We start from the raw sequence: 16,023 nt of genomic DNA, 5'->3' as shown, positions 1-16,023 counted from the left end.
TTGCTCATGCGGCGAGCCTAGCGGCTCGCGCAGACTGATTTATGCAACAACGCCGACCAAGGGTGTCAATTTACAAGCCATGAGTGGCAACGATTCTTGGCTAGCCACAACCTGCAGCCAAGCATGAGCAGACGAGGCAACTGTCATGACAACGCCGTGGCCGAAAGCTTCTTCCAGTTGTTGAAACGGGAGCGCATCCGCAGGCAAATCTATGCCACTAGGCAAGAAGCACGCAGCGATGTCTTTAGCTACATTGAAATGTTCTACAACCCCATCCGCAGACATTCGTCTGCGGATGGCCTGTCTCCCATAGAGTACGAGAGACGTAATTTCGTGAGGCTGGCAGCTATCTAGGAAATGCTGGTCGATTCAGGTGAGCAATAAATCTCTCCCGCTGTACTGGCTCAATATCGCTTCGATATCAATGCATATCAGCTGCTCGGCATTGCTGTGCTGAGCACTGGCGTACCTCTTGAATACACGCAAGTTGTTGATTCATTTATACTTAATGTATGAAGAAGCTGCTTGGAGTCTCTGCGCTTGTGTTGCTTTTGTCGGGCTGCTATGCAACAGGTCCCGGGTATAGCTATGGCTATAACGATGCCTATATCTATCAGCCCTATGGCGGTGCGTATTACTACGGTCCGTCGTATAGGCCTAGGCATGTGCATCGTCCGCATCACACGCACCGCCCGCCAGCACACAGACCACATCCCGGTCACGGCATGAATGGCAGCCATCGCCCCAGCCAAGGTGGCAACAGGCCGCATGGTGGCGGGCACCGTCCAGGCAGCGGTGGCCATGGTCGTCACTGAATAGAAGCAACGCAGTGATTTCAAGTGACGCTGGGGGTGTGTCGCCAGTTGATTACCTGTTGTTTATGAGCGTGCAACGCCTAAAAAACGTCGCACGACCGGTCTTCTTCTTCTAGCGGCAAGACACATTGCGCCAGTTGAATTTTCCGTCGTTGAAAAACTCAGTCCAGATCGACATCGGTGGCTCCTTGCGCAAGGAGAACGTGATCTGGTTTGGGATATTGGGCCCGAGTGCCGCCAACTCACCCATCTTGGTATAGACCTTCACAAAGCAGTTGCTGAGTTCTTCGCTGCCGTTGGAGTCGAGGACGACGCGGTAGGTTTTGACGAACTCCTCCCAGTCCTGTCGTTTGGTTACATAGGTATGCAGGCGGACATAGGCTCGGTTCGTGCTTTTGATGCTGGGCTTTTTCATGTTCTGCCCTCCTGTGAGTGTCTTTACTGAGAGGTGAGTCGGAGTGAAATCATCAAACCTGGTTTTTGACATTTTTTTGCAATCTATGCAGATTTGTATCAAGCAAGTGTCTGAAAAAAATGTAGGCGCTTGTGCTGTTTCGCTAATAGTTTGCGGTGTCAAGAAAACCGCGCAGGCATAAAAAAGCCCGTGAGATCACGGGCTTGCTTAGAGAAGGGAGGAGTACGTTGAAGTCCTCAGCCCTTTATTCCCACTCGATACTTAACAAGCCCTTGAGAGCCTTATGCGGCGCGGCTTACAGGTCGGTGATGGCTGTAGATACCATCCCAGATGCCATGCGAATAGATGCTTTGGCGAGTGGCGCGGCGGCCTTTTCATTCGCTTGGCGGCGCGATTCGATCCAGGCATCGATCTCGGCTTCGTCCCATGCCACGCGACGTGGCGACAGCACGATGCGTTTGGGAAACCGGCCAATGGATTCCAGTTTCAGAATCCAGCGATCAGACAAAGGCACTTTAGCGCAAAGCGCCTTGCGGTCTATCAATTTCATAGTGCTCTCCAGTAAAAAGCCCGCTCATGGCGGGCTTGGGTGAAATGGTGGTGTGCTTGCGAATGGTTTTCCGCAGCGCTTTAGGGATTGACGGATTCGATGGATAGACCTAATCGGCCGCTTCCATGCAAGGTGATGTGGCGATGGCTCTGCGTGCCCGGATCCTTGGACGACCTGGTCGGCAGCTGCATGGCCAGGTTGTAATGCGCCAGCCAGTGCAAACCGCATGCGCTGTAAAAAGGGTAGGGGTAGACCTCATTGGGTGTCAGCTCTGCGGCGTAGGTCTCTCGGACTTCGCGTTCGACCGTGGCGTTGGAAATCTCCACGGGGCTGCCGGCTCAGGTGCAGGTCAGCTTCCATGCATAGCTCACTTGCCATGGCGCCGATCTCCATGGGCTCCATATAAGGAACGAGTGCATTGCCCGGGCTTGGGGTGAACGACAGCAGCAGGCGGGTTAAGTGAGCGGGCTCATCGCCCTGCATCGCGACATCAAACATGGCCTGATAAACCTGCAGCGTTGCCGCGTGGGCCAGCTGGCGCGCATGCTCCATGCGGCGGGTGTCAGGTTGTTGTTAGCCCGCTGGTCGATGGCGTCTGAGTGATCATGTCGCTGAGGCTAGAGCCTCATCTGCAGGCAGGGTGTACTCAAAACAAATGTCTGGGTAGAAGCGGCCCTCTACATGTACGCGATCACGACCGGCATTCTTGGCGCTGTACAGCAGCTCGTCGGCCTGCTTTAACGCACCGTCCAGCTGGCTTGCATTGGCGATGGACGTGATTCCAAAGCTCAGCGTCAAGCTATCCCTTTGCGTAAGAACTTGTTTGTCATTGCTGATCTCCTGGCGAATGCGTTGTGCAACTTGCTCGGCGCCTTGCAAATCCAGGCGCGTCAAGAGAAGCACGAACTCTTCGCCTCCGAAGCGGGCAACCAGGTCCTGGCTGCGCACATTGCGTTTGAGGATGCTCGATACGAGCTGCAGCACTTCATCTCCTCGGTCATGCCCCCATGTATCGTTGATGCGTTTGAAGTGATCGATATCGCCCGCCAGAATAGCCATGGGATACAGGCGCTGATCAGCCAGCCGCTGCTGTGCAGCTTCATGAAATGCTCGTCGGTTCAGAATCTGGGTCAGCGCATCCATGTCGCGTTCCGTGCGCAGCTGAGTGACCGTCTCCCTGATGGTCACTGCACAGATCAGCACCGTGAAGAGCAATCCGAATAACAGAATGCTCATCAGAGTCGTCAGCCAGTAAGTCGAATTGGCTTGCATGGCATCACTGAGGCCGTTCTGTCCAAAAAGCTCAACCAGGGTGGGGCGCAGCATGGTGAAGACGGCATAAGACACGTAGGACCACAGTAAAGCCCGATCCAGCCAGTCCTTGGAGAGACCTTTTTTCAGGGCTGCCGGGACTGGCAGCAGGAGAACCAAAGCCACGCCGATGCTGAATGCATGAATGCGTCTGATGGTGTTTTGCTCAAACAGGGCGAAGTAGTAAAGCGACGCCAGCGTTGTTGCACACAAGACAAGAGCCACCAAGGGATGCGTTACTACCTGTCGGCGCTCTGAAAAGCTCTTGGACATGCACCACGCACCAGCCAGAAACAATAGATTGACGAGCACCACATAGTGATAGAGAACCTCAAGCTTCAACACGCTGCGAATGCTGATGGACGCTGCAGTCAGCAGGTAAGCGGAGCAAAGCCAAAGCAAGAAGCGCTGCCGAAGCTGAGTTATCCAGCACACGCCCAGCAGACCGGCCAGGAAAAGCAGGGACAGCGATGGCATCAGCACATAGATGTACTCATTGCTCGTATGCATACATGCAGACCTTCTGCTAGTGATAACCAACAGACAGACCAGACTGGCCATATCTCAAGTCGAATCTAAATGCCAAGGCGTTCGGTAATGTGTCACTTACTAACCATCTTGCTCAGAAAGTAACAACTTATTGCGACTTCTGACAGTTCTCTTTGAATTTTTTCGAGCTGAAATCACTAAAAGTGACAATTGCTGACAGTGTTCACCCGCATTACGTGTGGAAACCCTTGCCCAGATGGTGAAAAAATTTATCTAAATCATGACTTTAGGCGCTCGCGCCAGAGGCTGGGCATTTGCTACATTGGGCCCATGAAAAAAGCACTTGGAACTACCGGCGCAATCCTCTCGGCACTCGCCATCAGCGGCTGCGCCCAGCCTCAGCCCGACACGCCTGCTGCACCCATGGTCGGCATGGCCAACCCCGCCTCGGTGTACTGCGCCAAGCTGGGCGGCAAGACCCGCATCGAGAAAACCACAGCCGGAGAGCGCGGCATCTGCGTGCTGCCCAACGGCACGGAAATCGACGAGTGGGAGCTGTTCCGTCGCGACCACCCCGCCAAGTAACAGAGCCGTAAGTGCTCAAGCCGGTCGGCTTAGCTGCTAGCTGACTATTTGCTGCGCGGCGGCACTAGTGCGCAATGAAGCATGTGGGCATGAACCTCGCTGCGGGGCGGGCGGCAGTGCAGGGTGTGGATCTGCGCACGCTCCAGCTCCACCACCACGGCAGCGCCGGGCTTGAGCGTTGCTGCGTGCTCCAGCCAAAAGCGCTGGGCGCTGCGGCCCGTCCACGTCACGCGCCATGGCTCGATGTGGTGGGTGCCCAGCCGGTCATAAAGCAGCATTTGCAACTGAAAAGCGCCGCATCGGGCAGTGCTGGCTTGCGGCGCGGTTTTGCTGAGAAAAAGCGTTCCTGTGTGGCGCATGTTGGCTCCTGATTGGGCATAAAAAAACCCGCGCGGCATGGGCCGGGCGGGCTGGGGTTGAGTAGGGTGTGTATTTCTACGGAGTGTTATTTCGTCCGCGATAGTTCAGGTCAGTGGCTGAGTAATTCTCGCGCTTGCGCCAGTCCATCTGGATAGGGCCGGCATGTTCGGGAGGATAGGTGATGCGTTCTTTCTCCCGGCTGAGCTCCCAACGCTTGGCATCCACGGTATGGTGGACGGTTGATTTTTTTATTTTGCTCATTGGCAAGGATCTCAGTAAATTGACAGGCAGTCGCCCCACGGTACATGGTTGCTGCAGACGGGTCTATCGATTTCTTTTTCACGGTACGAGCGTATTTCGTTGCTGGCCTAAGACTGAAAACCAAAGGTCTTTCCGTTCCCCTATACTGATTGGACTCGCTGTTCAGGTTGTTCGCCCCGATAGCGCCTGTCTGACACCTATGCCGCCCCTTGGCCGCCGGTAACCGCTCTTTCACGCAAAGCACGCGGTCGTCACTCCCCTTCCTGCGAACTCTCCCAGACCCTGAACATCTTTATGGGTCTGCGTAGCCCCCCAATTTCTGGCGCGGGCACTTCCTCTTTCTCATTTGACGGCTCTCACGCCTCAGCGTGCGGCTGTCCGTATTCATGCTGCAAAAAAATATTACAGAGCAGATCGGCCGCTATGTGGTCACACCTCTGACACAACCCATTTCCAGTGGCCAATTCCTGGCTGCCGTCTCTATCCGCCGTGGCACCTATGACCGCGTCATTCGATTCATCCCTCAGTTCTCTAACGAATCGCTCGCTTCCAACTACGCCCTGACTGAAGGGCGAAACATGGTGATGAGCCAAAGCTTGAACTGAGTGCCTATCGCTTTTACTCACAGGAGACACTTTGGCTAAAGAAGAACTAATCGAGATGTCCGGTCGCGTTGATGAAGTCCTGCCCGATGCGCGCTTTCGCGTCACTCTGGAAAACGGCCATCAGCTCATTGCCTACAGCGGTGGAAAAATGCGCAAGCACCGTATTCGCGTACTGGCAGGCGACAAAGTGACCGTAGAGATGTCTCCCTACGACCTGAACAAAGGGCGAGTGACCTTCCGCCATCTTGCTCCTCGAACTGGCGCGGCTCCAGCCTTCAAGCGCCGCCGCTAAGCCTGCCAACTCTTATTCGCTCATTGCTGAAATGCCTGAGCAAACATTGAAAGAACACCATGCAATCCAATCTCTACGTCACCAATCTTTCCTATACCGTTGACAACGAAGCCCTGCGCGCGCATTTCGGCAGCTGCGGCGACGTCGTCGCCGCTGACATCATCACGGATCGTGACACTGGCCGTTCACGCGGCTTCGGCTTCGTTGAAATGAGCAACGCAGAGCAAGCGCAAGATGCAATCCAGAAGCTGCACGACCAGCCGCTCGGCGGCCGCGCTCTGGGAGTAGCTCTGGCCCGTCCACGCAAATAAGCTTCTTCGACCTCTAAGAGGAAGCGGCCCACGCCAAAAGCGTGGGCTTTTTTCATTGATGGAACGCCTGCAGGCCACTTTGCGCAAAACCTGCACCCTGTCCACCGTCGCCCTGAGCATGGCCCGTCAAAGCCCTCGGCTATCAAAAAAGCCCGCTGAAGGCGGGCTGGCATACGAAGAGGGTAGGAAAGTCCTTATTCCACAAGAACTTACAGCGGGCGCAGGCAGTAGGAATAGCCTGAAAAACTCCATTTATTCAAGGAGTTGTCATGAAAGTTCTACTTTTAATTGCGGCGGTCGCAAGCGTGCTGGCGGGTTGCTCAATGATGCCGGGGCGAGACTCAGGGCGTCAGGCTGGCGGAAGCGGATATCAGCAGCCTATGGGGCACAGCGATATGCGTTCTGAGTGGGGGCGCGGGGCGTATCAGGGCCCTGGCAGCATGCCGATGTGGTCCGGCGGGGACGATACTTCTGGAGGGCTTGGCTGGCGTCGTGATTAAGACGGAAGAGCCAATTTTGCGCAACCAACTGGCAAGCGGCGATTCCATGCGTAACGCCTAAGGTGCTTCCTTTAGGCACTGGACGGTGTGGGCGTCCAGCCATTCGGCATGCATGCCGGGGCAGGCAAATTCGTCGCGCACGGATTTGGTGAGTGTTTTGGGCTCGTCGGCCTGAGCGCTGGGGGTGGCCAGCCACAGGGCGCCCAAGGCGATGGCGGCAACGAGGAGCAGGGATTCGGTGATTTTTACCATGATGTTTCTCCGGTCTGGCGCTTATCAGTCAAGCGCATGTAGCTATCAAACTTGATGAGGTTGACCGTTCAGAGCGGCCAGGCTTCGGGGGTGGTGGCGATGACGACGGCCACGCCGATGAGGCCGAAGAGGCCGAGCAGGGTGAGGCCCCATTGCGCGGCGATCAGTAGCTTTGCTCCAGTGCCGGGGCGAGCAAGAGCAGTGCCGTCAGGAGCAGCGTGAGCAGGACGGTGGGGATGTGTGGCCATTTCACAGGCCTCCCTTCTCGCGCAGGCGCTGCACGAGGTCTTCATCAACGGGCTGAGGAACGGTGCTGTACAGCATGAAATCTCCTTGAGGCGAGAGGCAGGCCCGCTGGATGGGCGGGGCGAATAAAAAAGGCCAGTGCTTTTGTGGGCAGGCGAAACCAACGAAGGGGCGGAGTGAATGCACTTCGCGCTCTGGCGGGAAAAAACAGGTGATGCTGGGTGGCAGCGCCATCAAGGAAGAGTGCAGGGCCCGGCTTTCGGTCTGTCGGTGGCGGCATTGGATTGCCACGGTCCACACCCGGCTTGCACTCTTTCTTGATGGCCCCGCTTCAGCCCTGCGGGTGTGGGCACAGGTCTGTGCGACCCGTTGCTGCAAATTCTACTGTTATTTCGATCAGTGCTGTGCATTTGTACAGTAGTTTAAATTTTGCCTGTTCAGGGCGTCAACAGGCATCGATGCCATGTGTTGCGTGGTTGCACTGTGTGTCTATGGGCAAAGAAAAAGCCCACCGGCGTAGCGGGTGGGCTTGGGGGTAAAGGCCGTTGCCTTGCGGCTGCCTGGGGGAATCAGAGGGAGGGAGAGGACATCCCGGGCTCGGCTGAAAAGTGCTGGGCGGTCGTCACCATCGGGTGTGAGCGCTCCAACCGCCGCTTACATTTTGTGCAGTGCGGTATGGGTCAAGCGTATTTCGGGGCTGGGTTTTGAGCAATACCCTGTGCCGAGAACGATCACACCGGATGGCCCGCTTGACCCTGCGGGGAAAGGTCGCGCTTAAGGCCTGCGGGGCCGGGGGGCTACATTGGAAAATCTCCGTGCAAAAAAAAGCCTACCGTGAGGTGGGCTGAACTCCAACTGGATGGCGGCCGGCTTTCACCGGCCTGCGGTTCTTCTTAACGTTGGGCGCTCGGCAAGCGCTGGGGTGCGCACTTTCAGTAACGGGGTGCTTTGGGTTGCTGCCCGGGCTGCTGCTGTTGCTGAGCGGGGTTTTTATGCTGGCCCGGGGTCTGCTGTTGCTGTTGACCGGGCTGGCTGGTGTTCTGGCCTGGCTGGCGTTGACCGGGGCTTTGCTGCTGCTGTTGCTGTTTGTCCTGCTGGTTGGGGTTCTGCTGCTGATTAGCTTGTTGCGTCATGTCCTTCACTCCTTCAGGTTGGTGACCAGCAAACCGGTTTGGCTTGCTGTGGTTGCATGGTCACCGGATCAGGAAAAACCTTTCTGTAGGAGAAGGGGGCGCAAGCCTGAAAACTGTGAATTAGCCGCCATTACGTAGCATTTGGCTTACGTTTGAGGCGGAACTCTCGATATTTCTCACAGGATTCAGCATGAAGCACAGAGGGATGACGGGCTTCTTCAGGCCAAAACGGCCTGATCTGGCGCAGGTTCAGCCTTGGCCTGCGCCTTGTGAAAGTCCATAGGCAGCGGAAAGGTTGGGCTGGTCTTGATTAGCTCCAGCAGCTGCTGCGTGAAGACTTTCTCGTCGCTGGCCCCTGAGGCCTTGTAGTGCAGGGTTGCAGCCGGCATCGACAATGGGGCGCGGCCATAAATCTCGGCTGCCCAGTTCAATGCAAGAAAAATGGAGTCGTTCATGTCAGTACCTTTGAGAAATGTGTCAGCCGAGACAATTGAGAGAGCTCTGGAGAAAGTGCTCGCGGAAATGCATGGCAAGCCTGTGAGCGTGAAAATTGCAGAGCTCAAGTTCGACCAGAGGCAGGGTCGTACTGATGTGGCTTTGTCGGTGTGGGATGAAGCAACGGACGACGTGTTTACAGGCTTCTAGATTCAGCCTGCTTCACAGAAAGAAAGAGCCGATGCCCTTGCGGGCATGCCAGGGGAAGTGGAGGTGAGGGAGGGCAGAGATGCCCCTGGCTCGGCGAAAACCGTTCAAACCGCAGCACCCTTGATGCCAAGGCGCTCTGGTTTGGCCCCGATGCGCTCGGGGTGGGCGGTGCCGGGATTCCAACCGGCGTTGCCGTTTTTGCTCTTGGCCGCATTCGCCTCACCCTTTTGACCGTGTACGCCCTTTGGCGGCTGGATACGACAGGGATGCCGCGCAGAGCAGCGGCCGTGCCCGCTGATGCGATGAAGCCCGGGGACGCTCCGCGTAGGTGGGGCGAACGACATAGGCGTGCGACTTTTGAAAGACCGGGCTTGACCCGGTCGATACCGTGGCGCCCATCGCGTTTGCAACCTCTGCTGCACTCCCTGATGCCAACTGCGCGCTTGCGTTGATGGCTTGGCCCTGTGGTGACGGGGCTTGGGTGTGCAGCGGGGGTTGCTGCGATGGTTGAATTACACCAAATGTGTAAATCAACGTCAACACGTTTTGTGTATTTGTGTGATTTTTTTGTGTAGTTGAAGTGAGCTGTGCGTAAAAAAGCCCGCTGGTGCGGGCTTTTTGTGCGCTTGCTCGGCTATTTGCTCTCGGGTGCTGCGGTTGAGTTACCGCTGCTGGGTTGTGAGGGTTGAGGCAAGGTAATGATGATGGGGGCGGAGGGTGATTGTGTTGTCTGTGTTGACGCGGGCGCAGACTTGAGTGCATTACTCATTGCCAGAAATAGTCCGCCAAATCCCAGAAACAGGCCAATGACTGTGCCGATCATCCATTTGTGGATGTCTATGTTGCCCTTGTGCATCTCAGCCCGTAGATCAGCCATTGAGGTCTTGACGTCAGAGCGCAGCTCTGCAAAGTCTGCTTTGGTAGGCAGATTTTTGACGGCTTCCTCAAGAGCTTTGACGCGGGCTTCCATGCTTTCATTATCTCCGCCGCCACCGCCAGCTGCAAATCTACGGACTTGAATCTCTAGATCGGCAAGGCGTCGAAAGGCTTGGAAGTCGTGGGCTGAATCAGCCATTTGTGTACCTTTCGATAGACTCCATAACGCGTGCGAGCTGCGCTTTCAGCTCTTTGTTTACTGTTTGATACTCATCGTCGCTTTCTTGTGCGATTTGCTCAAAGCGCTCTTTCAATTCGGGAGGAAGAAGTGTCTCTAGCCCTAACTCCAGCCTTGCGATTCTCCCTGCAGATATAGCTAATGCCTCCGTCATCTTCATCTGGAGTCTGATAATTTCAATGAGAGTAAGTTGGGGGCCGGTGCTCATAATTTGTTTCCATTCCATGCCCAAACGACTCGGCCCAGCACGCGTACTTGGTGATCGCCGTTCAGCTCGTCCACGGTCTTGATGTTGGGGTTGTCTGAGCTGACCTCGAGCGAGCCGCTCATGCGCATGCGAACGCGCTTGATATAGGTCTGGCCGTGCACATCGAGTACATAGACGCCTTCATGGCTGGCCGGGTCGCGCGAGCCCGCATCGACCAGTAGTACATCGCCGTCACTGAAAGTGGGCGACATGCTTTCACCATGCGCATGAATGAACTTCAGCTCCTGGATATTGCCGGGCTTGATGTACTGGTTGATCCAGTGCGCGGATAGCGCCAGGTCCCCCACCACATAGTCCGCATCGAGCGTGTCATTGCCTTTGCCCATGCTGCCGCTGTTGGCCAGCAGGGGAATTCGAATCAGGTCGCGAGGTTCTATTGCTGGCAAGACCTCCGATAGGTCATCGCTCAAAGCTGCTCGCACAAAGCGAGGGCCGGAGCCTTCCAGGATGTAGGCAGACGAAACTCCAAACAGGCTCTGCGCTTTGGCAGCTGCCTTGGCTGAGACGCCGCGAGTTCCCCAGTTGGTGACGGTCTGAGCGGACTCGTTCATTGCATCTGCGAGCTTCTGTGGGCCGCTGATTTCTGCATTGACTTCGCGCGCTGCGCTGAGCAGACGTTCGAAGGTTTGGTGCTTCTCTTTTGACATAGGCGGATTGTTCTGGAATTACACAATCTGTGGCTACACAATAAGATTGATAAAATTACACTCAACGTGTAGTATTGAGTGATGACCGATATCGAACTCATTGCTCACCACGGAGGCCCGGCGAAATTTGCTCGGCTGCTTGGCCTCGCTGGAGCAAAAGGAGTGCGCCGCGTATGCAACTGGAAAAAGCGTGGAATTCCGGCTGCAGTGAAGGTCGCATTCCCCACGGTGTTTCGTCTGCAGTTCTGGCCAGAGCTGGCCTCTCAGCCTCAAACCGGCCAGGAGGCTGCTCATGGCTGAAAAGCTAAAGATTCGCCTTTTTGGCGTAGAGCAGCTCGTCGCGAGTTTGGACTTGCTAGCGCAAGCGGCCGAGGGATCGCTTGAGGTTCGCAATGCTCTTGTCGATTTCTTTGGCTGCGCTATTGAGACTGCGGGCATCGATATCCAGAACGGTGCCGCATCCCAGGCAGGTGAGCTTTGGATTGAGGCGAAGCTTCCCAACAGACTCGCTGCGCTCGCGGCGGCACTTCGGGCAGGTGATCTTGATGCTCTGTGAGTCGAGGATTCCCATTCTGTCCGCCCTCCTTGGGGTAGTTGGTGAAGGTGTCGCAGTCGTCATCGTAACTAAGTGTGAGGCGGACACCATTTTTAAGCGAATTCGGCTCCTGCCTCTGGATTTCAAGAGAGCAGGGAGCTTCGCCAGTCAACAGCGGAAGGCGGTGTCTCATGGCTAAGCGCATCTCTCGTCGTCGCCGCAAGCAGGCTGGCGCGATGGGTGTTCGCACCACGCCGCAGTTACTTGGTTTGCAGATTGCTGCCGTGGCTGCATGTGCGGCTCGTTGGTTCAGTGCGGCTGGTTCACACATCGCATTTCCTGCCTGCCCAACGGATGTGGCTAGGGAGGAGGGCTCTTCCAAAGCCGGCTTTTTGGCCGCTGCCATGGAGCTGCGAGATTTACTGGCCCAGAGCACGGATGGTAGGCAGGCCTTGCGTGATCTCGGTTTTGAGCCACTCCTTCAAGACGTCAAAGGTGAATGACATGGATGGCTTCATCACGTTGTCTTTGGCTTTGTTCCAGAGCGTTTCGCTTCGTACCGCCTCTGCAAATTCGCAGCCAGCCCACGTAAGTCGCCAGACCAGTGCGAAGTCTGCGGGTTTGGATCCGTCGCCGGGGCGGAGTGCGGCGGTTATCAAGCCAGCCTCTTGCATCCATTGGGCGTGGACGGCGAACAGCTCTTCTTCAACCCCGTCCAGCTTGGTGAGTGCTTCCCCAGGCAGCAATTCTTCTGTGGCCAGCGCAATGCGCCGGATTAAGTCCATGTCACGTTTCACTTTTGTGCCCTCTGATATCGCTGGTAGTGCTGTCATCGTATCCAAGAGCAAGGCAGCCTTCATTTCGGCCCTGAAGCCTCACGTTAGCACCCGCACGGCCACACGCTGCAGCTCCTCAATCACAGGCATGGGCACGCTGCCGGTGCGCAGCATTTCGTGGATGCACTGGTTGTTCCAGCGGGCGACTTTGCGGGTGGTGAAGCTGTCGCGGCCTTCGACGTCGAGGACGAAGACGATTTGCTGCAGCAGCAGCTCCATGGCCTGGGCCCACTCGGGTGTGGCGGCGATGGGGGTTTGCTTGGCTGTCTGCGCGGCGGCCGCCAGTGATGCGCCAGGGATGTGAGGTGTGGTCATGAGAAGCAGTGTCTCTTTCCCTCCCCACGCAAACAATGGCGAAGCAGGTGGTCAAAACGACATGCCTGTGCCTGCCGATGTGACGGATGCGGCGTATCTGATTGCGCACAAACATCCGGGCGGCGTGCGCGTACTGGCCGAGCGCATGGGTGTGAGCGCCAATACGCTGCAGAACAAGCTGAACCCGAATAACACGACGCACCACCTGACGCTGCGCGAGTCTGTGGCGCTGCAGGTGATGGCTGGCAACCCTGCAATCTTGCTCGCCATGGCGGCGGCCCTGGGCTACACCTGCGTGCCTGCGTTGCCGGACCAGGCGGCAGGCGACCCAGTGGAGGCGTTTGTGGCCCTGCAGCAGGAGGTGGGCGAGTTCACATCCGCAGCGGCAGACGCCTTTCGTGGCGGCAAGGCCATGGTGAGCCGCAACGAGATCAAGCGGCTGCAGTACCGCTACAACGAGCTGATATCGGCCTTGAACCAACTGCTGGCCACCGCTGCAGCGCGCGTGCCTGCGCCGGTGGAGGAGGGCTGATATGCATATCCAGCTGAGCGCGCAGGTGCTGAACCAGGCGGAGCTGCTGCGGCAGATCCATGGCCTGACGGGCGCGCAGGCGGCCAAGGCCTATGCCAAGGCGCTGAACGATACGGGCTTCGAGATCCGCCGTGCGATGCAGGACGAGATGCGCGCGGTGTTTGACCGGCCTACGGATTACATCTTGCGCAGCCCGCGCGTGCGCATGGCTACGGCTGCCAAGCTGAGCGTGACCATCGAGCCTACCTACATCGGCGGCAAGGGGGTCGATCCGCAAAAGATTCTGGATGCCCTGACCTGGGGCGGCCGCCGGCGCGACAAGCGCAGCGAGGTGGCGCTCAAGCGTGCGGGCATCTTGTCTGCTGGATATCAGACGGCCATTCCCAGCGATGACCGAGGCGGCCCATACCCCGGCAGCGATGACGGCAAGGGCAATTTGCGCGGTGCCTTTCTGGTGCAGCTGATCAGCTACTTCCACGCGTTTGGTGAACAGGGCTACACGGCCAATATGAGCGCCAAAGGTTATCAACGGGTGCATCGCGGCACCAAGAAGCAGGCAGGGCGGCGCTATTTCGTGGCCTACGGAAAGACACGCGGCGGGCCTCGTATCACCCAGAAGGGCGAGCAGGACGAGCGCACGGCGCATCTGGCCCCCGGCATCTGGGCCGTCAGCGGCACAGGCGGTGCGCTTGTGCGCCCGGTGCTGATGTTTGTGAAGCCAGGCCGTGGCTATCAGCCGCGCTTTGACATGGACAAGGTGGCCAAGCGCGCAGATGCCGAGGCCTACCTGGGCCGCCGCATTCGCTACCGCTTGCGAGAGGCCGCAGGCGTATGACTTCTATGAATAAAGCAACGAATTTGAGCGCAGGTGCAATGCCGTGCGCAGTGATATCAGGAGGTTTAACCATGCAACCCACCCACAACGCTGTGACGGCACGCGATACCAGTGCCGAGGCTTTTGCGGCCTTGGGCAACGAGACACGCCGCCGTTTGAACGAGCGCCTGTATGAGTCACTGCGCCATGCCCACCAGTACGGCAGCCGCGACATGAGCCGCCGTGAGCTGCGCGATTACCACAACCAGCAGACAGGCGAGTGGCTGGAGCTGAGCAGCGTGGCAAGCACGGTCAACGCCCTGCTGGCCGCCGGAAGGCTGGAGGAGGGCGAGGCGCGCATGTGCAGCCTGTCCACCCGCCAGCGAACCATCAAACCCGTGCGCTGCAAGGCGCGACAAACGGCCTTGGCCTGATAACGAGAAGAGTATGAGCACGATCATCATGTCGGCCTGCTGGCCTATGCAGGGCATGTCTGCTGCACAAAAGGCGGTTCTGATATCGCTGGCGGATCAGGCCAATGACGATGGCTATTGCTGGCCGTCCGTCAAAACCATCACGATGCGCACATGCCTGTCAGAACGGGCGGTTCAGCGCGCAATTCGCTGGCTGGAATTGGCCGGAATCTTGCGCTCCAGCGAACGCAGCGGCACATCAACGGTGTACCAGTTGACCCCCGCAGCATATGCACCCCCGCCAGAAATGCCCCCCGTACCAGTGGCACCCCGGGGTGTACCAGTGACACCCCCGCCCCCGCCACAGTGGCACCCCACCCCCGCACCAGTGGCACCCAAACCATCAATGAACCATCAATTGAACCGTAAAGAACCAAAAGACAAGCGCGTGGCCGCGCCAGCTTTTGCCGTTCCGGACTGGATCAACCGCACCCACTGGGATGCCTGGCATTCCTGCGCCAAGCGCAAGAAGGCGACCGATGCTCAAAAGCAGATGGCGGTGGACAAGCTCGATGCCTGGCGACGCGAGGGCGTGGACCATGCCGCCGCGCTGGAGAGCGCCGCCATTGCTGGCTGGCAGGGTTTGTTCAAGCCCGATGCGGTGCCTGAGGCTGGGCGCCGCAGCGGCAGCCGTCAGCCAGCCAACACCCACAAGCATGCCGGTGCAGCCGCAGCCATCTTCGACGGAGTTTGGGAATGAAAAACATCGCCACCTTTGCAGACCACGCCATGCGAGATCCGCAGGCTTATCGCGACACGGCTGAGGAGGCTGCAGAGGCCTCGTTGCAGGCAGTCAGCCTCGTGATCCGCAAGCTGTTCATGCTGCTGCACGGCTCCTACGGCAGCCTGTTCACCAGCAAGTTCGCCACGGGCCAGATGGCTGGCAAGCACGACAAGGGCGCGATCTCGGCCATGAAGGTCTGGGATGCCAAGCTGTCGCGCTTTCCCGCCACGGTGGTGGAGCAGGCCGCCTCTCGCCTGGCTGCCGAGCATGCGGACTTTCCGCCCAACCTGCCGCAGTTCGAGCAGATGTGCGATGCAGCCATGCCGCGCCAGACCTATGCCCAGCAGCAGGGCCTGCCAGCCTTGCCCGCACCAGTGGCAGCGCAGCCGGTGAAGGTCAACCTGCAGGAGCGCAACGACGGCAAGGACTGGGCGCGCCGCATCGTGGCCCGTATGGAGGGCGGCGACACCAGCATCTCGCTCTACTCCGGCAAGTCGGCCCGCGTCGCGTTGGGCCTGGAGGTGAAGGTTTGATGCTGCATTGCACAAAAAACAGGCAGATCGAGGGCCGCGGGTCCTTCCCAGCCAGCTCCGAAGCGGGTAATTCGCACCGCGTTGTCGGACTGTTGCGTGAGTTTCCTAAGGGGGTTAAGTGAAGGTTCTACCTTATTTGGATGCTATCGTTTCGCAAGCAGAATTTGCGCAGATGGTGGGTGTCAGCGAAGCCAGCATCAGCAAGCGCATGAGCGAAGGCGTGATGACCCGTGGTGAAAACGTGCACGCCTGGCTGGTGGGCTACTGCGAACACCTGCGCGACCAAGCCGCCGGTCGAATTGGCGAGACCCTGGGTCTCGACCTGGTCCAAGAACGCGCCGGTCTGGCCAAGGCCCAGCGCGAAGCGCAAGAGCTGAAAAACTCCGTCGCCCGTGGCGAGTACGCGCCCATCGGCATCCTGGCCGACGTGCTCGGCCTGGCCAGCTCCGCCATCGTCGATCG

Annotated in this window: 28 protein-coding genes and 2 pseudogenes; 14 read left to right on the top strand and 16 right to left on the bottom strand. The window is 57.9% G+C overall.

Annotation, left to right across the window (positions count from 1 at the left end):
- Positions 1-48: 48 nt before the first annotated feature.
- Positions 49-354 (top strand): annotated as a pseudogene (locus RSF91_RS18375) (IS3 family transposase); the annotation flags it as partial.
- 573 nt (positions 355-927) lie between these two features.
- On the opposite strand, the gene RSF91_RS18370 reads toward RSF91_RS18375, so the two are convergent.
- The 4 genes from RSF91_RS18370 to RSF91_RS18355 all read right to left on the bottom strand — a co-directional run bounded on the left by RSF91_RS18370 (position 928) and on the right by RSF91_RS18355 (position 3,601).
- Positions 928-1,230, bottom strand: a complete 303-nt coding sequence (locus RSF91_RS18370) for a hypothetical protein (protein ID WP_099736744.1) — start codon at positions 1,228-1,230, stop codon at positions 928-930.
- A gap of 295 nt (positions 1,231-1,525) precedes the next feature.
- Positions 1,526-1,780: a helix-turn-helix transcriptional regulator gene (locus RSF91_RS18365; RefSeq protein WP_332569769.1), complete on the bottom strand. Its 255-nt coding sequence runs from the start codon at positions 1,778-1,780 to the stop codon at positions 1,526-1,528.
- 80 nt (positions 1,781-1,860) lie between these two features.
- The gene (locus RSF91_RS18360; protein ID WP_332569768.1) at positions 1,861-2,106 is read right to left on the bottom strand and encodes a hypothetical protein; all 246 of its coding nucleotides are present in this window, start codon (positions 2,104-2,106) and stop codon (positions 1,861-1,863) included.
- Between the two features lie 277 nt (positions 2,107-2,383).
- Positions 2,384-3,601 carry a GGDEF domain-containing protein gene (locus RSF91_RS18355; protein ID WP_332569770.1) on the bottom strand — a complete coding sequence of 406 codons (1,218 nt, stop codon included), beginning with the start codon at positions 3,599-3,601 and terminating at the stop codon, positions 2,384-2,386.
- A 309-nt stretch (positions 3,602-3,910) separates the two neighbouring features.
- Between RSF91_RS18355 and RSF91_RS18350 the strand changes: the two genes are divergently transcribed.
- On the top strand, positions 3,911-4,165 hold the full coding sequence (locus tag RSF91_RS18350; RefSeq protein ID WP_332569767.1) for a putative hemolysin: 255 nt from the start codon (positions 3,911-3,913) through the stop codon (positions 4,163-4,165).
- Positions 4,166-4,209: 44 nt separating this feature from the next.
- Here RSF91_RS18350 and RSF91_RS18345 read toward each other — a convergent pair whose 3' ends face one another.
- Entirely contained in the window at positions 4,210-4,524 is a 315-nt protein-coding gene (locus tag RSF91_RS18345; RefSeq protein WP_332569766.1) for a hypothetical protein, read from the bottom strand.
- Positions 4,525-4,600: 76 nt separating this feature from the next.
- A complete protein-coding gene (locus RSF91_RS18340; protein ID WP_332569765.1) occupies positions 4,601-4,786 on the bottom strand; it encodes a hypothetical protein in 186 nt (61 codons plus the stop codon).
- Positions 4,787-5,172: 386 nt separating this feature from the next.
- Here RSF91_RS18340 and RSF91_RS18335 point away from each other — a divergent pair, with 386 nt between their 5' ends.
- The 3 genes from RSF91_RS18335 to RSF91_RS18325 are packed head-to-tail and all read left to right on the top strand — an operon-like array spanning position 5,173 to position 5,994.
- Entirely contained in the window at positions 5,173-5,391 is a 219-nt protein-coding gene (locus RSF91_RS18335) for a hypothetical protein (protein ID WP_099736748.1), read from the top strand.
- A gap of 31 nt (positions 5,392-5,422) precedes the next feature.
- On the top strand, positions 5,423-5,683 hold the full coding sequence (infA, locus tag RSF91_RS18330; protein ID WP_332569764.1) for a translation initiation factor IF-1: 261 nt from the start codon (positions 5,423-5,425) through the stop codon (positions 5,681-5,683).
- 59 nt (positions 5,684-5,742) lie between these two features.
- Positions 5,743-5,994, top strand: coding sequence for an RNA recognition motif domain-containing protein (locus tag RSF91_RS18325; protein ID WP_332569763.1), 252 nt, complete (start codon positions 5,743-5,745; stop codon positions 5,992-5,994).
- 557 nt (positions 5,995-6,551) lie between these two features.
- Here the strand turns inward: RSF91_RS18325 and RSF91_RS18320 are convergent.
- The 5 genes from RSF91_RS18320 to RSF91_RS18300 form a co-directional block, all read right to left on the bottom strand.
- On the bottom strand, positions 6,552-6,746 hold the full coding sequence (locus RSF91_RS18320) for a hypothetical protein (protein ID WP_332569762.1): 195 nt from the start codon (positions 6,744-6,746) through the stop codon (positions 6,552-6,554).
- A gap of 68 nt (positions 6,747-6,814) precedes the next feature.
- The gene (locus RSF91_RS18315; RefSeq protein ID WP_332569761.1) at positions 6,815-6,994 is read right to left on the bottom strand and encodes a hypothetical protein; all 180 of its coding nucleotides are present in this window, start codon (positions 6,992-6,994) and stop codon (positions 6,815-6,817) included.
- Between the two features lies 1 nt (position 6,995).
- Positions 6,996-7,226, bottom strand: coding sequence for a hypothetical protein (locus RSF91_RS18310; protein WP_332569760.1), 231 nt, complete (start codon positions 7,224-7,226; stop codon positions 6,996-6,998).
- Positions 7,227-7,924: 698 nt separating this feature from the next.
- On the bottom strand, positions 7,925-8,125 hold the full coding sequence (locus tag RSF91_RS18305) for a hypothetical protein (protein WP_332569759.1): 201 nt from the start codon (positions 8,123-8,125) through the stop codon (positions 7,925-7,927).
- A 218-nt stretch (positions 8,126-8,343) separates the two neighbouring features.
- Positions 8,344-8,580, bottom strand: a complete 237-nt coding sequence (locus RSF91_RS18300) for a hypothetical protein (protein WP_332569758.1) — start codon at positions 8,578-8,580, stop codon at positions 8,344-8,346.
- On the opposite strand from RSF91_RS18300, the gene RSF91_RS18295 reads away from it, so the two are divergent.
- Positions 8,579-8,770 (top strand): hypothetical protein, encoded by a 192-nt coding sequence (locus RSF91_RS18295; RefSeq protein ID WP_332569757.1) that lies wholly within the window; start codon positions 8,579-8,581, stop codon positions 8,768-8,770. The two genes, RSF91_RS18300 and RSF91_RS18295, sit on opposite strands and share 2 nt — an antisense overlap.
- Positions 8,771-9,404: 634 nt before the next feature.
- On the opposite strand, the gene RSF91_RS18290 is transcribed toward RSF91_RS18295, so the two are convergent.
- From RSF91_RS18290 to RSF91_RS18280, 3 genes are read right to left on the bottom strand one after another with little or no spacing between them, the layout of a single operon-like run.
- Positions 9,405-9,845 (bottom strand): hypothetical protein, encoded by a 441-nt coding sequence (locus tag RSF91_RS18290; protein WP_332569756.1) that lies wholly within the window; start codon positions 9,843-9,845, stop codon positions 9,405-9,407.
- Positions 9,838-10,092 carry a hypothetical protein gene (locus RSF91_RS18285; RefSeq protein WP_332569755.1) on the bottom strand — a complete coding sequence of 85 codons (255 nt, stop codon included), beginning with the start codon at positions 10,090-10,092 and terminating at the stop codon, positions 9,838-9,840. Before RSF91_RS18285 ends, RSF91_RS18290 begins: the two co-directional genes overlap by 8 nt.
- Complete coding sequence (locus RSF91_RS18280; protein ID WP_332569754.1) at positions 10,089-10,799, bottom strand: S24 family peptidase; 711 nt, start codon at positions 10,797-10,799, stop codon at positions 10,089-10,091. The genes RSF91_RS18285 and RSF91_RS18280 overlap by 4 nt, the downstream gene beginning before the upstream one ends.
- 81 nt (positions 10,800-10,880) lie before the next feature.
- Between RSF91_RS18280 and RSF91_RS18275 the strand changes: the two genes are divergently transcribed.
- Together RSF91_RS18275 and RSF91_RS18270 are read left to right on the top strand one after the other, a co-directional pair.
- The gene (locus RSF91_RS18275) at positions 10,881-11,099 is read left to right on the top strand and encodes a hypothetical protein (RefSeq protein ID WP_332569753.1); all 219 of its coding nucleotides are present in this window, start codon (positions 10,881-10,883) and stop codon (positions 11,097-11,099) included.
- Positions 11,092-11,355, top strand: coding sequence for a hypothetical protein (locus tag RSF91_RS18270; RefSeq protein ID WP_332569752.1), 264 nt, complete (start codon positions 11,092-11,094; stop codon positions 11,353-11,355). The genes RSF91_RS18275 and RSF91_RS18270 overlap by 8 nt, the downstream gene beginning before the upstream one ends.
- Before the next feature lie 398 nt (positions 11,356-11,753).
- Here RSF91_RS18270 and RSF91_RS18265 read toward each other — a convergent pair whose 3' ends face one another.
- Together RSF91_RS18265 and RSF91_RS18260 are read right to left on the bottom strand one after the other, a co-directional pair.
- A complete protein-coding gene (locus RSF91_RS18265) occupies positions 11,754-12,119 on the bottom strand; it encodes a DUF2513 domain-containing protein (protein WP_332569751.1) in 366 nt (121 codons plus the stop codon).
- Positions 12,120-12,209: 90 nt separating this feature from the next.
- Positions 12,210-12,485: a hypothetical protein gene (locus RSF91_RS18260; RefSeq protein WP_332569750.1), complete on the bottom strand. Its 276-nt coding sequence runs from the start codon at positions 12,483-12,485 to the stop codon at positions 12,210-12,212.
- Between RSF91_RS18260 and RSF91_RS18255 the strand changes: the two genes are divergently transcribed.
- From RSF91_RS18255 to RSF91_RS18230, 6 genes and pseudogenes are all read left to right on the top strand, one after another.
- Entirely contained in the window at positions 12,484-13,017 is a 534-nt protein-coding gene (locus RSF91_RS18255) for a phage regulatory CII family protein (protein WP_332569749.1), read from the top strand. The genes RSF91_RS18260 and RSF91_RS18255 overlap by 2 nt on opposite strands.
- Before the next feature lies 1 nt (position 13,018).
- The gene (locus RSF91_RS18250; RefSeq protein ID WP_332569748.1) at positions 13,019-13,852 is read left to right on the top strand and encodes a hypothetical protein; all 834 of its coding nucleotides are present in this window, start codon (positions 13,019-13,021) and stop codon (positions 13,850-13,852) included.
- A 71-nt stretch (positions 13,853-13,923) separates the two neighbouring features.
- Complete coding sequence (locus tag RSF91_RS18245; protein ID WP_332569747.1) at positions 13,924-14,265, top strand: hypothetical protein; 342 nt, start codon at positions 13,924-13,926, stop codon at positions 14,263-14,265.
- Between the two features lie 13 nt (positions 14,266-14,278).
- On the top strand, positions 14,279-15,004 hold the full coding sequence (locus RSF91_RS18240; RefSeq protein WP_332569746.1) for a helix-turn-helix domain-containing protein: 726 nt from the start codon (positions 14,279-14,281) through the stop codon (positions 15,002-15,004).
- The gene (locus RSF91_RS18235; protein WP_332569745.1) at positions 15,001-15,561 is read left to right on the top strand and encodes a hypothetical protein; all 561 of its coding nucleotides are present in this window, start codon (positions 15,001-15,003) and stop codon (positions 15,559-15,561) included. Before RSF91_RS18240 ends, RSF91_RS18235 begins: the two co-directional genes overlap by 4 nt.
- A gap of 136 nt (positions 15,562-15,697) precedes the next feature.
- A pseudogene (locus RSF91_RS18230) lies at positions 15,698-16,023 on the top strand (hypothetical protein); the annotation flags it as partial.

The sequence above is a fragment of the Comamonas sp. genome (assembly GCF_036643215.1).
Classification (GTDB): domain Bacteria; phylum Pseudomonadota; class Gammaproteobacteria; order Burkholderiales; family Burkholderiaceae_C; genus Comamonas.
Note: the sequence above shows the minus strand (reverse complement) of the source record. Positions and strands in the feature narration are given on the sequence as shown.